General features: G+C 69.7%; 15 protein-coding genes and 1 pseudogene. 9 read left to right on the top strand and 7 right to left on the bottom strand.

From position 1 onward, the window contains the following. Nucleotides 1-29 precede the first annotated feature (29 nt). Nucleotides 30-2,192: a ThuA domain-containing protein gene (locus RPQ07_RS33050; protein WP_413777859.1), complete on the bottom strand. Its 2,163-nt coding sequence runs from the start codon at nt 2,190-2,192 to the stop codon at nt 30-32. Nucleotides 2,193-2,219: 27 nt separating this feature from the next. Beyond that, on the bottom strand, nt 2,220-5,039 hold the full coding sequence (locus tag RPQ07_RS33045; RefSeq protein ID WP_313947905.1) for a carbohydrate-binding protein: 2,820 nt from the start codon (nt 5,037-5,039) through the stop codon (nt 2,220-2,222). A gap of 322 nt (nt 5,040-5,361) precedes the next feature. Between RPQ07_RS33045 and RPQ07_RS33040 the strand changes: the two genes are divergently transcribed. The 7 genes from RPQ07_RS33040 to RPQ07_RS33010 all read left to right on the top strand — a co-directional run bounded on the left by RPQ07_RS33040 (nt 5,362) and on the right by RPQ07_RS33010 (nt 17,683). Further along, complete coding sequence (locus RPQ07_RS33040; RefSeq protein ID WP_313947904.1) at nt 5,362-6,084, top strand: transporter substrate-binding domain-containing protein; 723 nt, start codon at nt 5,362-5,364, stop codon at nt 6,082-6,084. Between the two features lie 1,302 nt (nt 6,085-7,386). Beyond that, nucleotides 7,387-9,807 carry a Pls/PosA family non-ribosomal peptide synthetase gene (locus RPQ07_RS33035; RefSeq protein WP_313949110.1) on the top strand — a complete coding sequence of 807 codons (2,421 nt, stop codon included), beginning with the start codon at nt 7,387-7,389 and terminating at the stop codon, nt 9,805-9,807. A gap of 5 nt (nt 9,808-9,812) precedes the next feature. Next, a complete protein-coding gene (locus RPQ07_RS33030) occupies nt 9,813-12,524 on the top strand; it encodes an amino acid adenylation domain-containing protein (RefSeq protein ID WP_313947903.1) in 2,712 nt (903 codons plus the stop codon). Between the two features lie 13 nt (nt 12,525-12,537). Beyond that, nucleotides 12,538-13,542 (top strand): TauD/TfdA family dioxygenase, encoded by a 1,005-nt coding sequence (locus tag RPQ07_RS33025; protein WP_313947902.1) that lies wholly within the window; start codon nt 12,538-12,540, stop codon nt 13,540-13,542. Then, nucleotides 13,539-14,609, top strand: coding sequence for a 2,3-diaminopropionate biosynthesis protein SbnB (gene sbnB / locus RPQ07_RS33020; RefSeq protein WP_313947901.1), 1,071 nt, complete (start codon nt 13,539-13,541; stop codon nt 14,607-14,609). Before RPQ07_RS33025 ends, sbnB begins: the two co-directional genes overlap by 4 nt. A gap of 39 nt (nt 14,610-14,648) precedes the next feature. After that, the gene (sbnA, locus tag RPQ07_RS33015; protein ID WP_313947900.1) at nt 14,649-15,731 is read left to right on the top strand and encodes a 2,3-diaminopropionate biosynthesis protein SbnA; all 1,083 of its coding nucleotides are present in this window, start codon (nt 14,649-14,651) and stop codon (nt 15,729-15,731) included. Between the two features lie 302 nt (nt 15,732-16,033). Further along, nucleotides 16,034-17,683: a PHB depolymerase family esterase gene (locus RPQ07_RS33010; RefSeq protein WP_313947898.1), complete on the top strand. Its 1,650-nt coding sequence runs from the start codon at nt 16,034-16,036 to the stop codon at nt 17,681-17,683. Between the two features lie 348 nt (nt 17,684-18,031). On the opposite strand, the pseudogene RPQ07_RS33005 reads toward RPQ07_RS33010, so the two are convergent. Continuing rightward, nucleotides 18,032-18,226: pseudogene (locus RPQ07_RS33005) on the bottom strand (IS5/IS1182 family transposase); the annotation flags it as partial. A 43-nt stretch (nt 18,227-18,269) separates the two neighbouring features. Next, nucleotides 18,270-18,905 (bottom strand): hypothetical protein, encoded by a 636-nt coding sequence (locus tag RPQ07_RS33000; protein WP_313947897.1) that lies wholly within the window; start codon nt 18,903-18,905, stop codon nt 18,270-18,272. A 368-nt stretch (nt 18,906-19,273) separates the two neighbouring features. Between RPQ07_RS33000 and RPQ07_RS32995 the strand changes: the two genes are divergently transcribed. Then, the gene (locus RPQ07_RS32995) at nt 19,274-20,125 is read left to right on the top strand and encodes a serine hydrolase domain-containing protein (protein WP_313947896.1); all 852 of its coding nucleotides are present in this window, start codon (nt 19,274-19,276) and stop codon (nt 20,123-20,125) included. Between the two features lie 257 nt (nt 20,126-20,382). Further along, a complete protein-coding gene (locus RPQ07_RS32990; protein WP_313947895.1) occupies nt 20,383-20,553 on the top strand; it encodes a hypothetical protein in 171 nt (56 codons plus the stop codon). A 40-nt stretch (nt 20,554-20,593) separates the two neighbouring features. Here the strand turns inward: RPQ07_RS32990 and RPQ07_RS32985 are convergent, their stop codons facing one another. The 3 genes from RPQ07_RS32985 to RPQ07_RS32975 form a co-directional block, all read right to left on the bottom strand. Next, nucleotides 20,594-21,409 carry an inositol monophosphatase family protein gene (locus RPQ07_RS32985; RefSeq protein WP_313947894.1) on the bottom strand — a complete coding sequence of 272 codons (816 nt, stop codon included), beginning with the start codon at nt 21,407-21,409 and terminating at the stop codon, nt 20,594-20,596. A gap of 11 nt (nt 21,410-21,420) precedes the next feature. After that, complete coding sequence (locus RPQ07_RS32980; RefSeq protein ID WP_313947893.1) at nt 21,421-22,269, bottom strand: alpha/beta hydrolase; 849 nt, start codon at nt 22,267-22,269, stop codon at nt 21,421-21,423. Between the two features lie 198 nt (nt 22,270-22,467). Beyond that, nucleotides 22,468-22,899: an SRPBCC family protein gene (locus tag RPQ07_RS32975; protein WP_313947892.1), complete on the bottom strand. Its 432-nt coding sequence runs from the start codon at nt 22,897-22,899 to the stop codon at nt 22,468-22,470. Nucleotides 22,900-23,019: the final 120 nt, after the last annotated feature.

Genomic DNA, 23,019 nt, shown 5'->3' with positions numbered 1-23,019 from the left:
GCGACGCGGCAGGAACGGGCGGACTCATCTCAGGGGCGTCGCGCGGCTCGCAGTTTCTCGAACTCGCCGACCCAGTACTTCGTACGGTCGAGATACGCCGTCTCGGCCGCGGCGCCGGTCTTCCCGAAGGCACCCGAGTAGGTCTGATAGCCGTGCCCGGCAGGCGGGTTGGCCGCGGCGGGCTCGATGGAGCTGCCCTCGTGCCACTCGTTGAAGGACGTCACGGAGACCCATGCCGGGGAGCCGCCGATCGCCGGATCGAGCGCGTTGTTCCACTCCTTGTCGTAGGTGGCGCCGTTCGAACGGCCCAGTGTGGGTGTGGTGTTGCCGGGCACGGCACGGTCGTCGACATAGCCGGGCGCGACCGAGGGGGCCCAGATGAGGTTGTTCGCGCGGGCGTAGTCACCGGCCTGCTTCCAGCCGGGGGCGGTGGCCCCCGCGATGCCGTCGTAGGTGTAGAGACCGGAGAAGTGGGCGATCTTCGTCGTGTCGGTGGTCTGCGCGAGAACGATGCTGCTCGCCGTGACCTGGTCGAGCGCCGTCCAGTCGGCGATCCGCAGGCTCTCGAAGATGTAGAAGGCCGAGCGGTTGCCGTGGGCGGCGTCCCGGTAGAAGGCGGGGTGGCCGCCGTAGGTCGAGTTCAGGTAGCGGATGTCGTCGACGACGGACTGCGCGGTGCGCCCGGCGTACGGCTCGATGTGCCAGGCCACCTTGATCCCGTGGCGCTGGGCGGCGTCCATGACCCGGCGGGCGATGCCGTCCTCGTAACCGCCGCGGCCCCACCAGCTGTAGACGAGTACGCCCGCACCCGACTGCGCCGTCCATCGCATGTGCTGGTCCACCGCTCCGGTGGTGTCCCCGGAGTCGTACGGCCCGAGGGCCGGGTAGAGGTCGGCGCCGATGTCGTCGGGCGGGGTGCGACCGCCCTGCTGCCAGTGCCGCCAGCTTCCCTGACCCGCGGGCGTGCCGTACCAGGGGTAGTAGAAGAGGTGCACGTTCTGCGAGAGGGCCTCGGTCACCGGCGGCGCCGTCGCGAGGGTGAAGGTGTCGATGTCGAAGAGAGCACCCGCGCCGCCGGTGAAGCGGAGGAACAGGGGTCCGCTCCCGGTCGCGGTGAGGGTCGTGGAGACGGTGGTGAAGGTCTCCCAGCCGCCGGTCGGCGCGACGCGCACCGAGCCGAGCAGCGTGCCCGTCGCGGAACCCGCCCGTACCTCGATGGTGCCCCCGGCTCCTGCCGAGGAGACCTTCGCGGTGAAGGTCCGGGCGCCGGCCGTGGCGACGGACGCGTAGCCCGCCCAGTCGCCGTTCTCGATGTATCCGAGCGTCTGGCCGCCGCTCGCGTTGGCGTGGGCCGCGGGCTGCACGCCCGACCCCGAGGTGTAGGACTCCCCCTCGACGGTCTTCGGCCCGGTTCCGCCCCGCGGGCTGCAGTCGGCGGGGGCGGTGCCTGCCGCGTAGCGGATGCCGCCGAGCAGCAGCGAGCGGAACGCGGGGTCGGCGTACGACTCGGCGGTGTGGCCGAGACCGGTGTAGAACGAGCGTCCCGAACCCTGCGGATGGCACCAGGTGATGGGGTGGTCCCCGCCCATCTCGCCGCCGCTGTACGAGGATTCGTCCAGGCTCTGCAGGACACGGACCCCGGCCCGGGGGTTGGAGCGGTAGTTGTACCACTCGTCGGTCCGGCTCCAGTCGGCTCCGAGGTGGGTGGTCGCGGGGTGCGAGCGGTCCTCGGTCTTCACCGTTGCCCGCTGGATCGCGGGATGGCTCTGGAAGCGGGCGCCGACGAGCTGTTCGTAGTGCGGCCAGCCGTATTCGGTGTCGGCGGCCGCGTGGACGCCGAGGAAGCCGCCGCCCGCGTCGACGTACGACTGGAGCGCGTTCTGCTGCGCGTCGCCGAGCACGTCGCCCGTCGTGTTGAGGAAGACGACGGCTTCGTAGCCCGCGAGTTGGGAGGCGGTGAAAGCGGCGCTGTCCTCGGTGGCGGTGACGGAGAAGTTGTTGGCGGTGCCGAGCGAGCGGATGGCATCGATCCCGGCCGGGATCGAGTCGTGCCGGAAGCCGGCCGTCTTGGAGAACACGAGCACGTCGTAGTCGGCCGCGGCCGCGGTGGCGGGCACGGTCACTGCCCCGGCGAGTCCGAGCGCCAGGGTGGCGAGTAACGCCAGGGAGCGGCGTCCGGGCGTGCGGTGGATGCGTTTCACGATGTCTCCTTCCACCCGTCAGCCGAGGGTGAAGGTGTCGATGTCGAGGAGGGAGCCGGACCCGCCGGTGAACCGGAGGAACAGAGGTCCGGTGCCCGTGGCGGTGAGCGTGGTGGAGACGGTGGTGAAGGTCTCCCAGCCGCCGGTCGGCGCGACCGCGACCGTGCCGAGCAGGGTGCCGGTGGCGGAGCCGGCGCGGATCTCGACGGTGCCGCCGGCTCCGCCGGACGACACCTTGGCGGAGAAGGTCTTCGCACCGGCCGTGGCGACGGAGGCGTAGCCGGCCCAGTCGCCGTTCTCGATGTAGCCGAGTGTCTGGCCGCCGCTCGCGTTGCCGTGGGCCGCGGGCTGGACGCCGGACCCGGAGGTGAACGCCTCACCCTCGACGGTCTTCGGTCCGGTGGGTGCGCCGGTGGCGAAGGTGAACGCGTCGACGTCGAAGAGGTTCCCCTGGCCCGTCACTCCCTTGAACACGAGGTAGAGGGTGGTGGTGCCGGACGGGGCGTTCGCCAGGTTCGTCGACACATCGGTGAAGTTCTCCCAGCCGCCGGTCGGCGCGACGGCCATGCTGCCCAGCAGGGTGCCGGTCGCCGAGCCCGCCCTCACTTCGAGGGTTCCGCCGACGCCACCCGAGGAGACCCGTGCCGTCACGCTCCTGGCGTTGGAGAGCGCGTACGGCTGGAAGGAGACCCAGTCCCCGTTGTCGGTGAAGCCGACCGTCTTGGCGCCCTCGGCGGCTCCGTGGTCCGCCGTCTGGATACCGGACTGAGCAGTGAAGTGCTCCGCCTGCCGGTGCCTGGGCTGGAGGATGCGGACGCTGTGGGAGGTCAGTCCGCCGTTGTCGGTGTACTCGGCGTCGAAGACGCCGTAGAGGTTGGCGGCGCTGTCGTGCTCGCCGTCGGCCGGGACGGCGATGGAGCCGGAGCAGCCGTTCTTCGAGGTGATCTGGTGCCGGTGGCTGTCGTGCCCGAGCAGATAGGTGACCTTCACCTTGGCGCAGTCGACCGGCCCGTCATCGGGGTCGGTGGCGGTGACGGTGAAGGGCACGGTGTCGCCGAAGGAGAACAGCGCTCCGTCCGCGGGAGTCGTCAGGGTGACGGTCGGTGCGGTGTTGCCCGCCGTGACGACCAGGCTCGCGGTGCCGGTCAGACCCTCGGGGTCGCGTACGGTCAGCGTCGGGCGGTAGGTGCCCGCCGTCGTGTACGTGTGGCTGGGGTTGGCGGCTGTCGACGTCGTGCCGTCACCGAAGTTCCAGGAGTACGTCAGGGCTTTGCCCTCGGGGTCGGAACTGCCCTGTGAGGAGAAGGCGACCGTGAGCGGTGTGGGCCCGGAGGTCTTGTCGACGGCGGCCTTGGCGATGGGGTTGCGGTTGCTGCCGCCGATGTACTCGATGCGGTACAGCGCCTGATTGCCGCTGCCCGAGCCGTAGTCGAGGACGTACAGAGCGCCGTCGGGTCCGAAGTCGGAGTCCATGACCTGGGTGCCGGTCCAGGGGAAGTCCTCGATCAGGCCGTACGAGCCGTCGGACCTGACCTCCACGGCCTTGATCCAGCGGCGTCCGTACTCGGAGGCGAAGTAGCGCCCGTCGAGCGACTGCGGAAACTTCACCGAGGAGTTGAGGCCCGCGTCGTACCGGTACACCTCGCCGCCCATGGGCGACTCGGAGCCGCCGCCGAATTCGGGCGGGGAGCCCGCGTCGCCGTATTTGATCCAGCTGGGCTTCGCGGCGGGAAGGGTGGCGAGTCCGGTGTTGCGGAAGGAGTTGTTGGCCGGCCCGCCGGCGCAGTTGTACATGGCGGCGCCGGGTCCGCTCGGGAAGGTGTACTCGTTGTACGTCTCCGAGGCGGTGTTGGTGCCGGTGCAGTACGGCCATCCGTAGTTGCCGGGGCCGGTGATGCGGTCGAACTCCACCTGACCGCCGGGGCCCCGGTTCGGGTCGGTACCGCCGGCGTCGGGGCCGTAGTCGCCGAGGTAGACGACTCCCGTGGCACGGTCGACGGACATCCGGAACGGGTTGCGGAATCCCATCGCGTAGATCTCAGGCCGGGTCCTGGCGGTGCCGGGTGCGAAGAGGTTGCCGGCCGGGACGGTGTAACTGCCGTCGGGCTGTGGCTTGATCCGAAGGACCTTGCCCCGCAGGTCGTTGGTGTTCCCGGAGGAGCGCTGGGCGTCGAACTGCGGGTTGCGGTCGGTCCGTTCGTCGATGGGGCTGTAGCCGCTGGACTCGAACGGGTTGGTGTCGTCGCCGGTGGTCAGATAGAGGTTCCCGGCGGTGTCGAAGTCGATGTCACCGCCGACATGGCAGCACTGCCCACGGTCGTTGGGGACTTCGAGGACGACCTTCTCGCTGGCGGGGTCGAGTGTGCCGTCGCTCCTGAGCGTGAACCGGGACAGATTCAGATGTCCCTTCCACTGCTCGAAGTCGGCGGCGGTGCCGGTGACCGGGGCGTCGCCGGCGGGGGTGCTCAGCTTGGGCGAGTAGTAGAGGTAGACATGGCGGTTGGCGGCGAAGCCGGGGTCGGCCGCCACGCCCTGGAGTCCTTCCTCGTCATGGGTGTAGACGTCCAGCTTGCCGGCGACCTTGGTGTTGCCCGCGGGGTCCGTGTACCGGACCGTGCCGTCGCGCGCGGTGTGCAGGACGGAGCGGTCCGGAAGGACGGCGAGGGACATCGCCTCGCCGAGTTCGGCTGCCCCGTAGGCGAGTTGGACCTGCTGGTAGTCGGAGGGCGGGATGGCGGCCGGCGCCGGGGCGGCCGCGGCGGGCACCGGTGCGCCGGACAGCACCAGCGCGAGGGCGGCGAGTGGTGCCGCCCATGCCGGAAGACGGCGTAAGGACATGGAGGTTCCTTCCTGACCTGGTGGGGGTGCGTCAGGCAAGGCGCGCGACGGCATGCGTCCACCGTCAAGGGGCATACGGCCCTGCGGAGTTCTTGCATGGATCGCAAGATTCTTGTCTACGTCGTGCGAGTGTTTTGCATGTTCGCAACGCAATCGTAATTTGTCAAGGCTATGTCAAAATCATCGGTTCGGCCCCCACCGTGCGTGTGGCGGTGCGGAGTTGGGCCATCCAGCGGCACTGCGGAGCGCGGCGATCGTCCGCTCGGGGTGGAGGCCGGTCCCCCGGGCCGGTGGCACCGGTTCGGCACCTACACTCCCCTTCATGAGGATCACGACTGCCGCCATCACCGAGGACCTGGCCCCGAGTGGCGTGCTGCGGGCCTCGATCAATCTGGGCAACGCGGTACTGGCCCAGGGCACACCGGAGGCGCCGTCCGGCATCACGGTCGACATCGCGCGTGAGGTCGGCAGGCGGCTGGGCGTCGCGGTGGAACTCCTCTGCTTCGACGCGGCGCGGAAGTCGTACGAGGCGATGACCTCGGGCCGCGCCGACCTGTGCTTCCTCGCCGTCGATCCCGCGCGGGAGGCCGAAGTGGCCTTCACCGCCCCGTACGTCGTGATCGAGGGCGTGTACGCCGTACCCCGCGACTCACCCTTCACCTCCGCCGCCGACATCGACCGCGCCGGTGTGCGCATCGGAGTGAAGAAGGGATCGGCCTACGACCTCTTCCTCTCCCGCACGCTCCAGCACGCGACGGTGGTGCGCGCGGACGAGGGGACCGAGGCGTTCCGCACCGAGGGGCTGGAGGTCGCGGCAGGCATCAGGCAGCCGATGACCGAGTTCGTCGCCGCGCATCCAGACATGCGTCTGATCGAGGACCGCTTCATGCAGATCCAGCAGGCGGTGGGCACGCCGGTCACCCGGCGGACCGAGACCGTCGAGTTCCTCCGGGAGCTCGTCGAGGATCTGAAAGCCGGCGGGTTCGTCGCCGATTCGCTGCGCAGGGCGAACCAGTCGGACAGCCTGGTCGCCCCTCCCGCGTAGGCACGGTCCGCCAGGTGGCACGCGGCCTGCGGGATTCACCTGATCGGCCGCGCCTGGAGCTGTGCCACGGGGGCACGCGGGGGATGCACGGCCGGCAGTGACCGCAGCTCGGGGATGAGCGCGCCGTGCACGGCCTCTCGCGAGGGGCTCGTCGGCGGGCGGGGCGACGTTCTGCGTCGACCCCGCCCGGTCGGGGCACAGCGTGTGACCGCCTTTCCCGTCGGCTGCGGGGAGAGCGCATTGCGGCGTGTCACGCGCGGCCGGTTTCGATGCGCGGCGCCCTTCACACACCGTCCGTGCGTAGGCGCCCGGGAGAGCGGGCCGGCCACCGGCGCACTGTCCTGCCACTTCGGCGCTCGCCGAGGCGACGGTGGTGGTGCGGCGAGCGGTGCACTCGGCTCCGCCCTGGGCGCGGCCGTGGCAGTCACCGTTTCCGGCCGATCGGTGCCGCGCTGCTGGTGCGGGCGACGTCGATCCCGCTTGTCGACAACCCGGCCACATCGGTCGTGACGGCAGCCCCGCCGGCCGGTCGGCGCGGCGGCGCGTCGTGGCTGCTGAAGACGTCCGCCATCCGGGCGGGACGCTCGGCACGGCGCTCGTGGGGGCCATGCCCGTACGGGCCGCGGGCCACCGCCGCTGCCGGGCGAGGCGTTCGCCGGGAGCCTCTTCGTCATGGCCGGGGTTCCGGCCGCGGCGGCGGTCACCCGGATGGTTCTGCCGGGCGGGGCGGGCGGGGCTGAAGGGCGCCCGCGCACCTCTCGTCGCTCCGGGTTCAGGCGCTGCGCGGACGGTACAGGGTTCCCGCCACCTCCACCCCCGGGGCGGCCCGGCACTGTCCACGGTTCGAGATCAAGACCGATATGCGAGACAAGTCACGATTTGGCCAATCCGTCCCACTGCCCGTGTCGAATACAGGTCAAGACGTCCGGCAGTGTCCGGCGTCGAGCCCCATGGGCACCGGGTCGGGTGAAGTGCCGACCGGTTTGCCGTCCGTGCTCGATACGCCACCCGCCGTACGGATCGCACGATCGACGCGTCGCGGGGGCGACGCCCGGGCCCTGCGCCTGGGCCCGTAGCGGTCCGGCCGTCACGACCTTCCGAGGAGCTCGCATGGTGGGAAAGCCCGTTGAAGCACTGGCCCCCGGCCCGGCACCCGGGTCGGCGGAATCCGCCGTGGTCCGGAAAAACGGGTACGACACCGCCACCGCCCCAAGCGAACAGACCCCCGCAGTCCCGGTCGGGCAGACACCCACCGCGCCAACCGAACCGTCCGCCGCCGGAACCGAGCAGATCCTCGCCGAGATGCTGGCCGATGTCGCGGGCGTTCCGGAGGTGTCGGCCGACAGCCACTTCTTCGACGAGCTCGGCGCCGACTCACTGGTGATGGCACATTTCTGCGCACGCATCAGAAAGCGCGCGGACCTGCCGTCGGTCTCCATGAAGGACGTATACCGGAATCCGACGATCCACAGCCTCGCCACGGCGCTCACCGACGCACCACAGCCCTCCACCCCCGTCGAGCCACCGCCTGCTCCCGTACCGACGGCTCGGACGAGCCTGTGGGAGTACGTCCTGTGCGGAGCGCTGCAACTGCTCGCGTTCGTCGGATACTCCTGTGTCATCGCGTTCATCACCGCGCGGGGCTACGAGTGGATCTCCGCCGGGTCGGGTGTGGCCGACATCTATCTGCGGTCGGTCGTGTTCGGCGCCGTCGGCTTCCTGGTGCTGTGCTCCCTGCCGGTCGTGGTGAAGTGGACGGTCATCGGCCGGTGGAAGCCGCGCGAGATACGGGTCTGGAGCCTGGGATACGTACGGTTCTGGCTCGTCAAGACGCTGGTGCGGGCGAACCCGCTGGTGCTGTTCGTCGGCTCGCCGCTCTACACCTTCTATCTGCGGCTGCTGGGAGCGAAGGTCGGCCGGGGTGTCGTGATCTTCTCCCGGAACATGCCGGTGTGCACCGACCTCTTCGCGGTCGGCGACGGAACCGTCATCCGCAAGGACTCGTTCTTCGCCTGCTACCGGGCCCACGCCGGCCGCATCCAGACGGGCCCGGTCACGCTCGGGCGGGACGTGACCGTCAGCGAGGCGACCGTGCTCGACATCGGGAGCTCCATGGGGGACGGGGCCCAACTGGCCCACGCCTCCTCGCTGCACAGCGGACAGACCGTCCCCGCCGGAGAACACTGGCACGGATCCCCCGCCGTTCCGGCCGACAGCGCGGTGGACTTCCGCGGAGTGGGACCGGCCGGCTGCGGTGCCGTGCGACGGGCCGTGCACAGTGTCCTTCAGCTGCTGACAGCACTGCTCTTCTACATGCCGCTCGCGGTGGGTGTCGTGGGCCTGATGTTCTCCCAGGTGCCGCAGTTCGCCGCGGCCCTGGAGCCCGGGCCCGCGGCGCTGACGAGCTGGACGTTCTACGTCGAGGCGCTGGTGGCCTCGGTCGTGCTCTTCTTCGGTGCCATACCCGTCGGCCTGCTGATCATGACCACGCTGCCCCGGCTGTTCAACCGCGCGATGACACCCGGCCGGGTCTATCCCCTGTACGGAATCCACTACGGGATGCACCGGGCGATCGTCCTCCTCACCAACAGGAAGTTCATGACCCGGCTGTTCGGCGACAGCTCCGCCATCGTCCACTACCTGCGGACGCTCGGGTACCAGCTCTCGCCGGTCGAACAGACCGGATCGAACTTCGGCACGGACGTGAAGCACGAGACGCCGTACCTGAGTTCCGTCGGAACGGGGACGATGATCGCCGACGGCCTGTCGATGGTCAACGCCGACTTCTCGAACACGTCCTTCAGCGTCTCCCGCACCTCGATCGGCCCGCACAACTTCCTCGGGAACAGGATCGCCTACCCGTCGCGGGGCCGGACCGGCGACAACTGCCTGCTCGCCACGAAGGTGATGGTCCCCATCGACGGGACGGTCCGTGAAGGCGTCGGCCTGCTGGGCTCGCCCAGCTTCGAGATCCCCCGGTCCGTCCACCGGGACAGCACGTTCGACCAGCTCAAGAACGAAGAAGAGCTGCCCGCCAACCTCGCCGCCAAGAACAAGCACAACGTCGTCACCATGGTGCTGTATCTGCTGGTGCGGTGGTTCTACTTCACCTGGTTCACACTCCTCGTCGCGGTGACCGCGGAGCTCTACGCCTCGCTCGGCGCGTTGGCGATCGCGCTGGGCAACCTCCTCCTCCTCCTGTCCGGCGCCGTGTACTACGTACTGGTCGAGCGGGCCGTCACCGCTCTGCACCCGCTGTGTCCGGTGTTCTGCTCGATCTACGACCGCCGCTTCTGGCGACGTGAGCGGTACTGGAAGGTGCCCAACGAGACCTGGCTGCGCATCTACAACGGCACCCCGTACAAGAACCTGATCTGGCGGCTGCTGGGAGTCCGGCTCGGCCGCAGAGTCTTCGACGACGGCTGCTCGTTCACGGAGCGCCCCCTGGTCGCCGTCGGCGACAACTGCACGCTGAACGCGGGGAGTGTCGTCCAGTGCCACTCCCAGGAGGACGGCACGTTCAAGTCCGACCGCAGCAGCATCGGCGCCGGCTGCACGCTCGGGGTCGGCGCCTTCGTCCACTACGGCGTGACGGTGGGCGACGGCGCGGAGCTGGCCCCCGACTCCTTCCTCATGAAGGGCGAGGCAGTCCCGCAGAACGCCCGGTGGACCGGGAACCCGGCTCGGCCGATCGGCCGGGACACCGGCGAGCAGTGGAGGTAGGAGTGATGGCAACGTCCACGCAGACCGACGCCGAGTTCTGGCGCGGGGTGCTCACCGCCGGCACCTTCACCGCGATCCCCCGCTGGTCGGGCGACCGCGTGCCGGGGACCGCCGAGTACACGGCGGCCGTACCGGACGAGTTGCTGGCATCGCTGCGCCGGTGGGCGGACGAGGCGGACCTGCCGCTGAGTTCGGTGCTGCTGGCCGCGCACGCCAAGGTGCTCGCGGCGCTGTCCGGCGAGCAGGCGGTCGCGACGTACGTCCGCACGCCGGACGGCACGCCGCTGCCGTGCCGGCTGTCGACCGCCTCAGGGACCTGGCGTGCGCTGATCGAGGACACCGACCGGGCACAGGCGGAGCTGCTGGCGCACCAGGACTTCCCCGTCGACGACTTCAGGCGCGAGCTGGGTCTGGGGGAGCCGCTGCCCGAGACCCTCTTCGATCCGTACGGCGACGGCGACGGCGAGGGCCGGGAGCGGGACACCGTACTGCGCGTGGCGCTCCCCCACCACGGCGCCCGTCGCGGTCTGCGGCTGTTCTACCGGACCGATGTGCTGGACGCCGAATGCGCCGCCAGGATCGCCGGCTATCACCTCACCGCGCTCGCGCTCATCGCCGCCGATCCGGAGGCCGATCACGGGCGGCAGAGCCTGCTGTCCGCCGGGGAACTCGATCTCCAGCTCGACGGGCTCGCCGGGCCCCACCGGGAGCTGCCGGACCGCCGGTTCCACGAACTGTTCGAAGAGCAGGTGCGGATCCGTCCGGACGCGGTCGCCGCCGTACAGGGCGAACGGCAGTGGACGTACGAGGAGCTCAACACCCGCGCCAACCGCCTGGCGGGCGCCCTCCTGGCTCGCGGACTGCGCCGCCAGGACGTCGTCGCGGTCGTGACCGAGCGCAATCTCGACTGGATGGCGGCGGTGATCGGCGTCTTCAAGGCGGGCGGCGTCTATCTGCCCGTCGAACCGCACTTCCCCGCCGGCCGGATCGCCGCCATGCTCGACCGCGCCGCGTGCCGGCTCGTCCTGACCGAACCCGGCAGCACCGCGACACTCGACGAGGCACTGGAGTCGCAGCGCCGAGAGTCCGGGGCCCGGGCAGCGGGGTCCGACCCATCGCAGCCCGATCGGTCGGCGGCCGCAGAGTCCCGCCCCGGAGTACAGACGCTCCTCGTCGAGGCCGCCTACGCGGAGGACCACTCCGACGCCGACCCCGGTGTCCGCGTCGGGCCGGACCAGCTCGCCTACGTCTTCTTCACCTCCGGATCCACCGGTGAACCCAAGGGCGCGATGTGCGAGCACGCCGGCATGCTCAACCACCTCTACGCCAAGATCGACGACCTGGGCATCGACGAGGGACATGTCGTCGCCCAGACCGCGCCCCAGTGCTTCGACATCTCCCTGTGGCAGTTGCTCGCGCCCGTACTGGCCGGCGGGCGGACCCTGCTCGTCGGGCAGGAAGCGGTCCTGGACGCACGGCAGTTCCTCGACACCATCGTCGACGGACGTGTCGCCGTCCTCCAGGTGGTGCCGTCCTACCTCGACGCCGTGCTCTCCTGCCTGGAGCGCCATCCCCGCGAACTCCCGGATCTGCGACGGGTGTCGGTGACCGGCGAGGCGCTGAAGATGGAACTCGTCCAGCGCTGGTTCGCCGCGCAGCCGGGGATCGCGCTGGTCAATGCCTACGGACTGACCGAGACCTCCGACGACACCAACCACGAGGTCATGGACCGGGTGCCGGACACCGACCGCGTACCGCTCGGCCGCCCCGTCAACAACGTGCACATCTACGTCGTCGACGAGCACCTCTCCCCCGTGCCGCTGGGGGCTCCCGGCGCCATCGTCTTCTCCGGCGTCTGCGTCGGCCGGGGCTACATCAACGACCCCGAACGCACCCGGCCCGCCTTCATGGAGGATCCGCACCGTCCTGGCCTGCGGCTGCACCGGGGCGGCGACTACGGCCGCTGGCTGCCCGGGGGAAAGCTGGAGTTCCTCGGCCGCAAGGACAGCCAGGTCAAGATCCGCGGCTTCCGGATCGAGATCGGCGAGATCGAGAACACCCTGCTGCGGGCACCCGGTGTCCGCGACGGTGCGGTGGTGATCACCCGAGCCGCGGGCCGCAGTGCGCATCTGGTGGCGTTCTACTCCGGCCCCGGCCCGCGGGAGGCCGACGACCTGCGGCACCGGCTGAGCCGGTCACTGCCCCCCTACATGGTTCCGTCGTCCTTCCACTGGCAGGAGAGCCTGCCCCTGACCGCCAACGGCAAGATCGACAAGAAGGCGCTGACGGCGCTGGCCGAACAGCTCGACGCCGCCGGGCCGCCCGAAGCGGCGGAGAACGGCCACCGCGCACCGCTGACGCCGACCGAACAGCGCCTGGCCGCGGCCTGGGCCCCGGTGCTCGGCATACCGCAGGACCGCGTCGGCCGGCTCGACCACTTCTTCGACCACGGCGGCACCTCGCTGACAGCGGTCAAGCTCGTGGTGTCCCTGGACCGCGTCGTCTCCCTCAAGGACATCACCCGCCACCCGGTCCTCGCCGACCTGGCCGCCCTCGTCGACGAACGAGCCGCGGCCGCCGACGCCCCCTCCCCACAGAACTCGCCGCTGCTGAGGCCCGTGTCGGTGCCGGACGGTCCACAGCCGGCCGGTCCACAGGACGGCGCCGTCTCCTGGCACGACCAACCCTCCGCCGCATCCGTCCGGCCCCCCGCCTGAAAGGAAGCCCACCATGCCCTCCTCGCTCACCACCGCGCTGCCGGGCCTGGAATCGCGCCCAGGCCGGCCTCCCGTGCTGGAACTGGAACCCGGCACCGACACCATGAGCTGGCCCGCCCAGCAGCGGGACGCACTGCGCGCCGCCGTCGCCGAGCACGGCGCGGTCCTGGTCCGCGGCCTCGGGCTGCGCGACGCGGACGACGTCGCCGCGGTGCTCCGGCAGCTCGCCACCGGACCGGCGGCCGACAAGGAGGCCTTCGCGCTGCGGGAGACCTACTCCGACGGCGTCTACTCGTCGACGGCCTGGCCGTCGAACCAGCCGATGTGCATGCATCACGAGCTGAGCTACACACAGGAGTTCCCCGGCCTGATGATGTTCGCGTGCCTGACCGCGCCCACCGAGGGCGGGGCCACCGCGGTCGCCGACTCGGCGGCCGTGCTCGACGATCTGCCCCCCGCCCTGACCGAACGGTTCGAGCGCGAGGGCTGGCTGCTCACCCGCAGCTACAACGACGAGATCGGAGCCTCCGTCGCGGAGGCGTTCGGCACCGAGGACCGCGCCGCCGTCGAGAACTACTGCCGCGCCAACGCGATCGAGTTCGCCTGGCAGCCCGACGGTGGACTGCGCACCCGACAGCTGCGCAGCGCCGTGGTGCGTCACCCGGTCACCGGCATGCGGTGCTGGTTCAACCAGATCGCGTTCCTCAACGAGTGGACGACGGCACCCGAGGTGCGGGAGTACCTGATCGACGAGTACGGCGCGGACGGTCTGCCGTTCAACACCCGCTACGGCAACGGCGACCCCCTCACCGAGGACACCGTCCAGCTGATCAACGCGGTGTACGACACCCACACCTCCCGGCAGCCCTGGCTGGCCGGTGACCTGCTGCTCGTCGACAACATCCGTACCGCGCACAGCAGGGAGCCCTTCGAAGGACCCCGGGACGTGGTCGTGGCGATGGCCGACCCGGTGCGCCTGGGCGACTGCTCGCCGACCGTCCAGGCGGCTGTCCGATGACCACCACCCCCTCTCCCGCAACGGAGCCAGCCATGCCAGAACCGCTGTCCGCGCCGTCCTTCGCCGTGATCACGGGCGACCAGGTCCAACACGCTCTGGAAGGCCGCGAAAAGGAGATCGTGGAGGTGGTCGAGGGCACGTACCGGCTGCACGGAGCAGGCGAGTCGGTGAACCCGCCGTCGTCCTTCCTCCGCTTCCACGACCGTCCCACCTCCCGGATCATCGCGCTGCCGGCGTCGATCGGCGGCCGGAACCGCGTGGACGGACTGAAGTGGATCTCCAGCTTCCCGCAGAACGTGGCCTCCGGTATCCCCCGGGCCTCGGCGGTGCTGATCCTCAACGACCCGGACACCGGCTATCCGTTCGCCTGTCTGGAGAGCTCGATCATCAGCGCCACCCGGACCGCCGCGTCGGCCGCGTCGGCCGCCGACCGGCTCACCCGTGACCGGCCGCGTCCGTTGCGCGTCGGCTTCTTCGGGGCCGGTCTGATCGCCCGGTACATCCACACCTTCCTGGTGGGGACGGGCTGGTCGTTCGACGAGATCGGGGTGCACGACCTGTCGGCCGACAGCGCGGCGGGCTTCCGCGTCTACCTCGAACAGTCGGGCGGCGGCGGACGCATCACCGTGCACAGCAGCGCCGAGGACCTGATCCGGCTCAGCGACCTGGTGGTGTTCGCCACCGTCGCGGGTCAGCCGCACGTCGGCGACCTGTCGTGGTTCGAGCACAACCCCGTGGTCCTGCATGTGTCGCTGCGCGACCTCGATCCGGAGATCCTGCTCGCGTCGACGAACATCGTCGACGACATCGAGCACTGCCTGCGAGCCGGCACTTCACCGCATCTGACCGAACAGCGCACCGGCAACCGGGACTTCGTGCACGGCACGCTGGACGACGTGATGGCCGGACGGGTCACGGTGCCGCCGGACCGGCCCGTCGTGTTCTCCCCCTTCGGTCTCGGGGTGCTCGATCTGGCGGTCGGCAAATACGTCTACGACGAGGTGGCCCGCACCGGAGAACTCCGGGTCGCCGACGGCTTCTTCCACGAACTGCGCCGGTACGGCTGAGCAGCCCACCCGCGCGCCCCCCACCACACGGAGGCCATCGTGCCTGTCATCTCCGTACCTCAGGCCTTCAACGAGGAGGAGCTCTATGTCGATCTCTCGGCGATCTACGGGCGTTCACTCTTCCTCAAGTGCGAGGGCTTCAACTTCGCCGGTTCGATCAAACTCAAGGCGGCGACCGAGATGGTCGAGACCGCGGAGCGGGAGGGCATCCTGACGCCGGACTCGATCCTGATCGAGTCCTCGTCCGGCAACCTCGGCGTCGCACTGAGCATGATCGCGGCCAGCAAGGGCTACCGGTTTCTGTGCGTGACGGACTCCCGCTGCAATCTTGCGACCAGGCTGATGATGGAGGCCCTGGGCAGCCAGGTGCACATCGTCGCCGGCCAGCGGTCCAACGGCGGACTCCTCGGCGCGCGCCTCGACTACGTCCGCGCCATGTGTGCGTCCGACGACCGCTACGTATGGCTGAGCCAGTACACCAATCCGGCCAACTGGAAGGCGCACTATCAGCGGACCGCCCCCGCCATCGCCCGCGCCTTCCCGAAGCTCGACGTCCTGTTCGTCGGCGCCGGCACCACGGGAACCCTGATGGGCTGCGCACGGTATTTCCGCGAGTCGCGCCGGCCGGTGCACATCGTCGCCGTGGACAGTGTCGGCTCGGTGAGCTTCGGCGGCGCCCCGGCGCGCCGGATGATCCCCGGCCTCGGCATGAGCGTCCGTCCGCCGCTGCTGGACGAGTCGTTCGTGGACGAGGCGGTCCGCGTCGAGGAGGCCGACACCGTTCGCGCCTGCCGCCGTCTGGCCAAACGCGGATTCCTGTTCGGCGGCTCCACGGGCACGGTGGTCAGCGGCGCCATGGGCTGGCTGGCCCGGCACGACGCGCGCGATCTCACGGCCGTGGCCGTCGCCCCGGACCTCGGCGAACGCTACCTCGACACCGTGTACCAGGCCAACTGGGTGCAGGCCCTGTACGGCGCGGACGTACTGGACCCCGACGGACAGACCGCGGGCCCCTCGGAGCCCGTGCGATCGCCGGGCTCGAACGCACGCTCCCGGCAGGAGAGGGACGACTCCTGGACCCCTGCCTCACCGGAGGGGCGGCCACGCCGCGGCGCGTGGTGAGGAACTGAGGGCAGCGGCCGGGGCGAAGGTGCCTCGGCCGCGGGCTGCGGGTTGCGGGTTGCGGGTTGCGGGTTGCGGGTTGCGGGTTGCGAGCTGCGGGCTGCGGGCTGCGGGTTGCGGGTTGCGGGCGTCAACTGCCATGCCCGATGCGGCACTTCGTCCTCGTGGTCTCCGCTGTGCACACACGCCCCCTCGGTGCTTTGTAGGTGCGAGCGACATATCCGGTCGGGTGACGGGCTCCTAATCTCCCGGAATCCACGGACGGGATTCCGCCGTGGGCCGCACCTCACCCGGGAGGGTCCATGAGATCGTCGCCCGCTGCCCGTCTCCTCCGGCCCGCCGCGCTCATTCCGTTGCTGGTCGTGGCCCTCGCCTTCCCCACCTCCGCGCCCGCGGCCGCCGCCCAGGCACCGGTCCAGGCATCTGCGCCCGTACCGGTATCCGCACCGGCACGGGCGCCGGTACCGGGTGAGCTGCGACCGTACGACGTGAGCGACGTCTACAGCGCCGGCATCTCGTCCGGCGGCTATATGGCCACCCAACTGCATGTCGCGTACTCCGGCACGTTCGACGGCTCGGCGGCGTTCGCGTCCGGCCCGAACTTCTGCGCACAGAACGACCTCAACAAGGCCCTGCTGGCCTGCATGGACACCCTTCAGGACCTCCAGCTCGACAAGCTCGAACAGACCACCCGTGACTGGTCGGCGCAGGGTCTCGTGGACCCGGTGTCCCAGCTCGCCGGAGATCCGGTCTACGTCTTCAGCGGATCGGGTGACACCACCGTCAAGCGCCCGGTGGCCGACGCGCTGTCGGACTACTACGGCCGATTGGGCGCGCGCGTCCGCTACGACAACAGCACGGCGGCCGGCCACGCGTGGATCAGCCCGCTCGGCCCCAACTCCTGCACGGTCACGGCGAATCCGTGGATCAACAACTGCGGCTTCGACGCGGAACGCGACCTGCTCGGCCACCTCCTCGGCAGCGTCACCGCCCCCGCCGCCGCACCCGGCGGAACCCTGACCCAGTTCGACCAGAACCCCTACGCGCCCGGTGGCCAGGCACGGACGATCTCGATGGACGAGAAGGGCTTCGTCTACGTACCCGACACCTGCGCGGACGGCGCGGCCTGCACCCTGGTGGTCGCGCTGCACGGCTGCAAGCAGGGCTACTCGTACCAGGGCTTCGGCAGCCAGTTCATCGACAAGGCGTATCTCAACGAGTACGCCGACACCAACAACCTGATCGTGCTGTACCCGCAGGCCGTCCCCACCACCACGCTCGACAACCCCAACGGCTGCTGGAACTGGTGGGGTTACCAGGGAGACTCCGCCTACGCCCGGCACGGCGGCAAGCAGATCGAGACCGTCATGGCGATGGTGAGGGCACTCGGCGGCGACGGCACACCGCCGCCTGCCGGAAACCGAATGACACTGCCGAGCACGGACGCCCAGGACGGCTACATCAAGGCCGCAGCGGACGGCTCGGTCGCGTCCGTCGGCACGCTGGAAACGACGTACGGCCTCGCTCTGGGCCGCGGAAGCGACGGCAAGTACAACCGGAGCGTGCTGTCCTTCGACACCTCCCGCATCCCGCCCGGCAAACAGCTCACCCGCGCCTATGTGACGCTCACCCACAGCAGCGGCTCCGGTTCCCCATGGACCAGCCCGACGGGCAACCGCCTGCTGGTCGATGTGCACCACGGCTGCCTGAGCGCCTGCACGGTAGAGCCGGCGGACTGGTCGGCCACCACGACGGCCCCGGGATCGGCGGAGGTCACCGCGTTCACCGCGGGCACCAGATCCTCGACGAACCTGTCGACGGCGGGACTTGCGGCGGTGAACCGCTCGGGGGTGACACAACTGCGACTGCGTTTCGCGGCGAACCAGACGTCGAATGCGTATGTGTTCGTCAACAAGGACACGAGGGCCACGCTGACGGTGGAGTACGAGTAGAAGTACGGGGGCAGGGGCCTGCCGGTGTCGTCGTAGTGCCGAGGCACCGGCTGAGCTCTCCGGGGAATTCGCCGAAGACTGTGACCTAAGGGCTGTCCCGTAATCCCCGGCGGGCGCACGACGACATCTACGGCACCTCGCTGCGTTGTCGGATCGCCCGAATACGCCCAGTATGAGGACGACCCTTCGCCTTGCGATGCACCGCATCTGACGCCGCGCGCTGGTCCACCGGGGATTACGGGACAGCCCTTAGCAGCCGGTGTGGAATGTCCCGCCGTGCACGGCGGGATGCCGACCGGGTTCCGGGGGCGAACACCGGGCCACGAGGTACGGCGAATCCGACGTCCCCGTCAGGTTCGTGCGCCAGTAGGCAGCGACGAGCAACACCCGGTCCTCTAGCGCCAGGCTCCAGGGCCGGCCCTTGCGCACCGGATCCGCATCCTCGCGCCGCAGCGCGGTGACCAGCTTGCCGAACTGGCTCGGGCTCAGCCCGGTGAATCGGGCTATCCAGGACGGCTCCGACACCGTGATCACACCAGCCACAACGCGATCGTCTCATGCGTGACCAGCGGTCTTTGCGGCAGTCTCAGCTGCTCAGAGGCGAGCCCCATGCGGGATCGTGCCACGGTCTCCCGGTCAGGCCGGTGAGCAGATGCTCCGTCGTGCTCAAGGCGATGTCTTGCGCCACCCCTACTGCGGTCAGGGCAGCGCTGAGCCGGGCAGACGCCTCCTCCGGCACCTCCAAGTCGTTGAGAATGAGAAGGGGAAGAAGCAACAGAAGGCGGGCGGCAGGCTCGTCGACACCGTCGACACCGTCGGCTTCTGACGCGGGGTTCTCGGCGATGCGGACCAGTTCCCGCCACGCAAGCCCGGTCCCCGAGAGTTCCCCCTCCCAACTGGCGAGCTGCTGGGCGTGGCTCTGGCCTGGATGGATGAGCAGGAAGTCGATGCCGCAGTCGCCGACCAGGTTGCGGAATACCACCACGACTCCGGAGCCGTCCGCACTGGGCACCCGGAGCACCGGCCAGCGTTCGGGATCGAAGAGGATCTCGGACAAGGCATCGACATCAGCTCCGTCCTCGCCGAACCACTCCGGAACGGGACTCTCGGCGTTGGCTCCACCAGCGCAGATCTCCGACAAGTAGTTCGACCAGAAGCCCGGGCGAGCAAGCAGTGACTCTCCTGCGTCCAACGGGCCGTCGTCGTATCCCTCAATCAACACCCCGTAATCCTGTCACCAGCCACTGACATGGCTCGTCCCAGGGGCAGGGGTCCAGGCAGTTGCGGGACGGCCCTTAGTTCCTCCATTTACCGTACTCAATTCAACAATCACGCGTTGTGCTGATCATCACAGTGCAACATCTTGAGGACATCCAAGACACCCTCATAGAGTCGTGATCATGGCAGGCAAGTGAGTCCGACTTTGCACCCTTCAAGCAATTTCGGGTACGAGGTGTCGGCTACAACTGAGCCCCACGTGGGCCACCTTCCGCCCCCGTCGGAACACAAGCCGCCGCCTCGATCGGCTTTCACGTCTCCATTGCTGTGTTCACGGGCGTAATTCCCCGTTCCCCAACCGGCAGGATGACCATGCCCGATATCCCCACCTGCATCATCGGCAGCTCACACAACACCGCCCCACTCGCTACCGGTGGACACGACCCCGACAAGTACGCCGAGGTGGGCTCCTTCACCAAAGTCATCACCGGAACCATCCTCGAACAGTTGGCCAGGGAGGGCGTATTGACTGTTGACGATCCTGTCGAACGGTGGCTCGACGCCCCTGCCGGGTCCGGTATCACCCTGCGGCATCTCGCCGAGCACACCTCCGGCCTCCCCCCGGTGCCACCCGGCACCACAAACATCGATCCCTACAAGAAGTTCAGCGACGACAGGCTGCGTGCGATCCTCGCTGCGGGTCTCGACCGGCTCACCACCGCACCCGCAGGAGAACGCGAGGAGTACTCCAACTTCGGCTACGCCGTGCTCGGGGCAGTCCTGACGGCGGCCGGCGGCCAGGACTACAGCGATCTTGTCGCCACGCACGTCCTCTCTCCACTCGGCCTGCCACCAGAAGCGATGACCGCGCACCCGCCGGAACACAACCGATCACTCGCGAGCGGGTGGTTCGGACGCAGCGTCACACCGTGGGACATGACAGGCGCGATTCTGCCCGCAGGCGGTCTCTGGGCCGCTCCCCGCACCGTCGCCCGCGTACTGACCGGCCTCGTCCTCGACCGCACGCTGGGGGAGCCGTCACTCAGCTGGCAACGAACCGGACCGCTGCCGCTGATGTGGCACAACGGGGGCACCCGTAGATCAACGGTCTTCGCCGGTGCCGTCCCCGACGGCCGCTGGATCGTCGTCCACCGCCTGCACGGGTCCCTCGAAGAGACGGACCGCATAGGACTGGGACATCTTCGCGCCGCCACCGCAGACTGACGTCGGCCAACGCCTCAGGGCTGTCCTGCTCCGTTACGTCACCCGCCGGAACAGATTCGACGCCGCTGTCAGGCAAATGCCGGGACCTCACATGATTCGCGGCTCATGGAAACGAAACTGCGCATCTCATGCTGACGTATTCCCGGCCCGGGAAAGGAGCAGGGATGTGTTGTGATCGCTCGGACGGGTACCCGCTTCACAGAATGCCCTCAGGGCATTTTCCCTTCCACGCCAATTGAGGATGAAGGAGTCTGACCGTGAACGGCTCACCCACGGAAAGCGGGCTGATCACCAGTCGGCACAGCAGCACCGGAGAGCCCGTGCGCATGTGCATGCCCGCTGTGATCGTCCCGGAGGACGGATCAGTGCCGAAGCAGAGCGACCGCCGAGACGAGGAAGAGCGCACCATCGTCGTCGGCGACGACTGAGACCCCCGGGCAGTCGCCAGGGGCCAACGCCCCCTCTGTGTCAGCCCTGTCCGCGCATCATCGACAGCAGCCGCCCATGCGTCTCCGCGTCCGAGGCCACGACGAGACCCCGGCCTCCCGGGCCGGCCCGTCCGGTCTCTCCGACCGGCACGCCGTCGACTCCGGTGACGACGCAGCCGGCGGCCCGGCACACAGCGATACCGGCCGCGAAGTGCACGCTCTCGGTCAGGTCACCGCCGTCGGTGACGTACGCGGCGCGCTTGCCGGCCGCGACCCAGGCAAGTGCCAGGGTGCTCGACACCACCCGCGGCCGGAACCCCGCGACGAAATCCGGGTGAGCGAGCAGGTCCACCGCCCTGAATCCGGGGGCGCTCGGAAAAGGCGGATCCAGGTTCACGTCCACCAACCCGGTGGCGGCCGTGGGTGTCAGCAGCTCGTCCACCGCGTCGCGCCGCACCCACGCCGTCGTGCCGTCGGTGAAGAAGACCTCGCCGCTGAACGGATCGGCCACCGCCGCCGGGCCGTCGCGCAGTGCCACGTTCACCGCGACCAGCATGTTGCCGACCGCGTAGTTGAGCGTCCCGCAGAGGGGATCCACCAACCACTGTCGCCCCGCGTCCGCCGGGCCCCGTCGGCCGCCCTCCTCGCCGTGCACCGCGTCCTCGGGCCGGGCAGCGCGGATGACGGCGAGGATCGCCTCCTCGGCCGCCACATCGGCGTCGGTGGCGAAGTCCCCGGCACCTTTGTCGATGCGGGAGAGCCGCTGCCCGTACCTGGCGAGCACAACCTCCGCACCGGCACGCGCCGCGGCCGTCGCGACCTCGGCATCGTCCCGGTGTGCGGTCGAGTCGGTCATGACTGGTTCGGTCATGACTGCCGGCCGAGGAAGCGGGCGGTGGTGGCGACGAAACGGTCCGCGTCGTCGAGCCACGGAAAGTGACCGGCACCGGGCTGGACGACGTATGCGGCGTCCGGGAACAACTCCGCGCACTCCGCCGTCGGCCCGGGGGGAGAGTTCAGGTCGAACTCCCCCGCGAGCACCAGTACCGGCCCAGCGAAGCGCGCGAGCGCCGCCCGCGTGGCATCCGGATCGAAGGCGCCCTCGGCGCCGAAGACCGCCGCTGCCTCCTCGTTCTTCTGACCGTCCTTCGCCGCCTGATGGGCGCGGGCGGTGTCGTCCCAACGGCCGTAGAAGAACGGCTCGATGGCCTGCCAGCTGTCGTCCGTCGCCTTGCCCGAGGTGATCGCCTCCAGGGCCGCGAAGGCGGTCGGGAACCACGGCTCCTCGCTGCGCAGTTGCGCGGTCTCGCGCCGGGCCTCTCCGGGGACGGCGATACCGAGGGCCGTGGCGCTCGGCGTGATGAGCGCGATCCTGCCGACCCGCTCGGGGTGACGGGCCACGTAGAGCGCCGCGAGGTTCGTGCCCGCGGAGTGGGCGAGCAGGTCCATCCGGTCGAGGCCGAGGTGCTCGCGCAGCGCCTCGATGTCGTCGACCAGCCGGTCGCAGCGGTAGGAGTCGGCGCTCTGCGGCACCGCGGATCTCCCGGTCCCCCGAAGGTCCGGCAGGATCAGCCGCCGGTGCGCGGACAGGCCGCCGAGGTCACCGAGGTAGGCCGACGCCTGCATCGGTCCTCCGGGCAGGCAGACCACGGGAGGACCGTCGCCGACCACGTGGTAGGCGAGTTCGGTGCCGTCGTACGCGGGGAGGGTGGGCATGGCGACGACCTTGTCAGCGGCATCCGCTCCCGGCAACTCAATTCGCGGCCCACAGCCGGGGAGTCGGGCCACAGCGGCCGGTCGTCGAGCGCGGCCGGGCAAGCCGAAGCCCTCCGCCGGCATGTGCGGCGGAGGGCTCGGACCGTACGGGTTCAGCGGGACCTTTCGGCTCCTGCGGGTTTTCGCGGCCGTCGCGCGTCAGACACGCCGGCCGGCGAGTTCCTCCGCCATGCGCTGGAACTCGCCCAAGTCGTAGTTGGCGAGCGTCTTGTCGAGGTTGGTGAGCGCGCCGAGGTGTTCGAGGAAGCCGTCGGGCTCGTACTCGACCTGAAGGGTCACGCGGCTCGTGGTGTCGCTGAGGTGGTGGAAGGTGACCACGCCGGCGTGGTGCACCCCGGCGACCGTCTTCCACGCGATCCGGTCCTCCGGCACGACTTCGGTGAGCTCCGCGATGAACTGCTTGTCCGCACCCGGCAGGGAGAGCCACCAGGCGAACCTCCGGTCGTCGAGCCGGTCGACCCGCTCGACATGGCTGAGGAAGCGCGGCCACTCGGTCACGTCCTGCCACAGACCCCAGCTCACGGAGACGGGGGCGTTGACGTCCACGGCTTCGATCAGAGATGCCGACATGGAGGGTCCTTTCCTGACGATCCGGTTTTCCGCGTTCCTCCACCGGGTGCCCTCCGATGCGCCGCGCACACGATCTGTTCCGGCGTGCCGGGGTCGGGAAGTGCCGCGGTGGGACGACGT

Source organism: Streptomyces sp. AM8-1-1 (genome assembly GCF_032229325.1).
GTDB classification, from domain to species: Bacteria; Actinomycetota; Actinomycetes; order Streptomycetales; family Streptomycetaceae; genus Streptomyces; species Streptomyces achmelvichensis.
The sequence above is the reverse complement of the archived record's forward strand: the minus strand, read 5'-3'. Positions and strand labels throughout refer to the sequence as shown.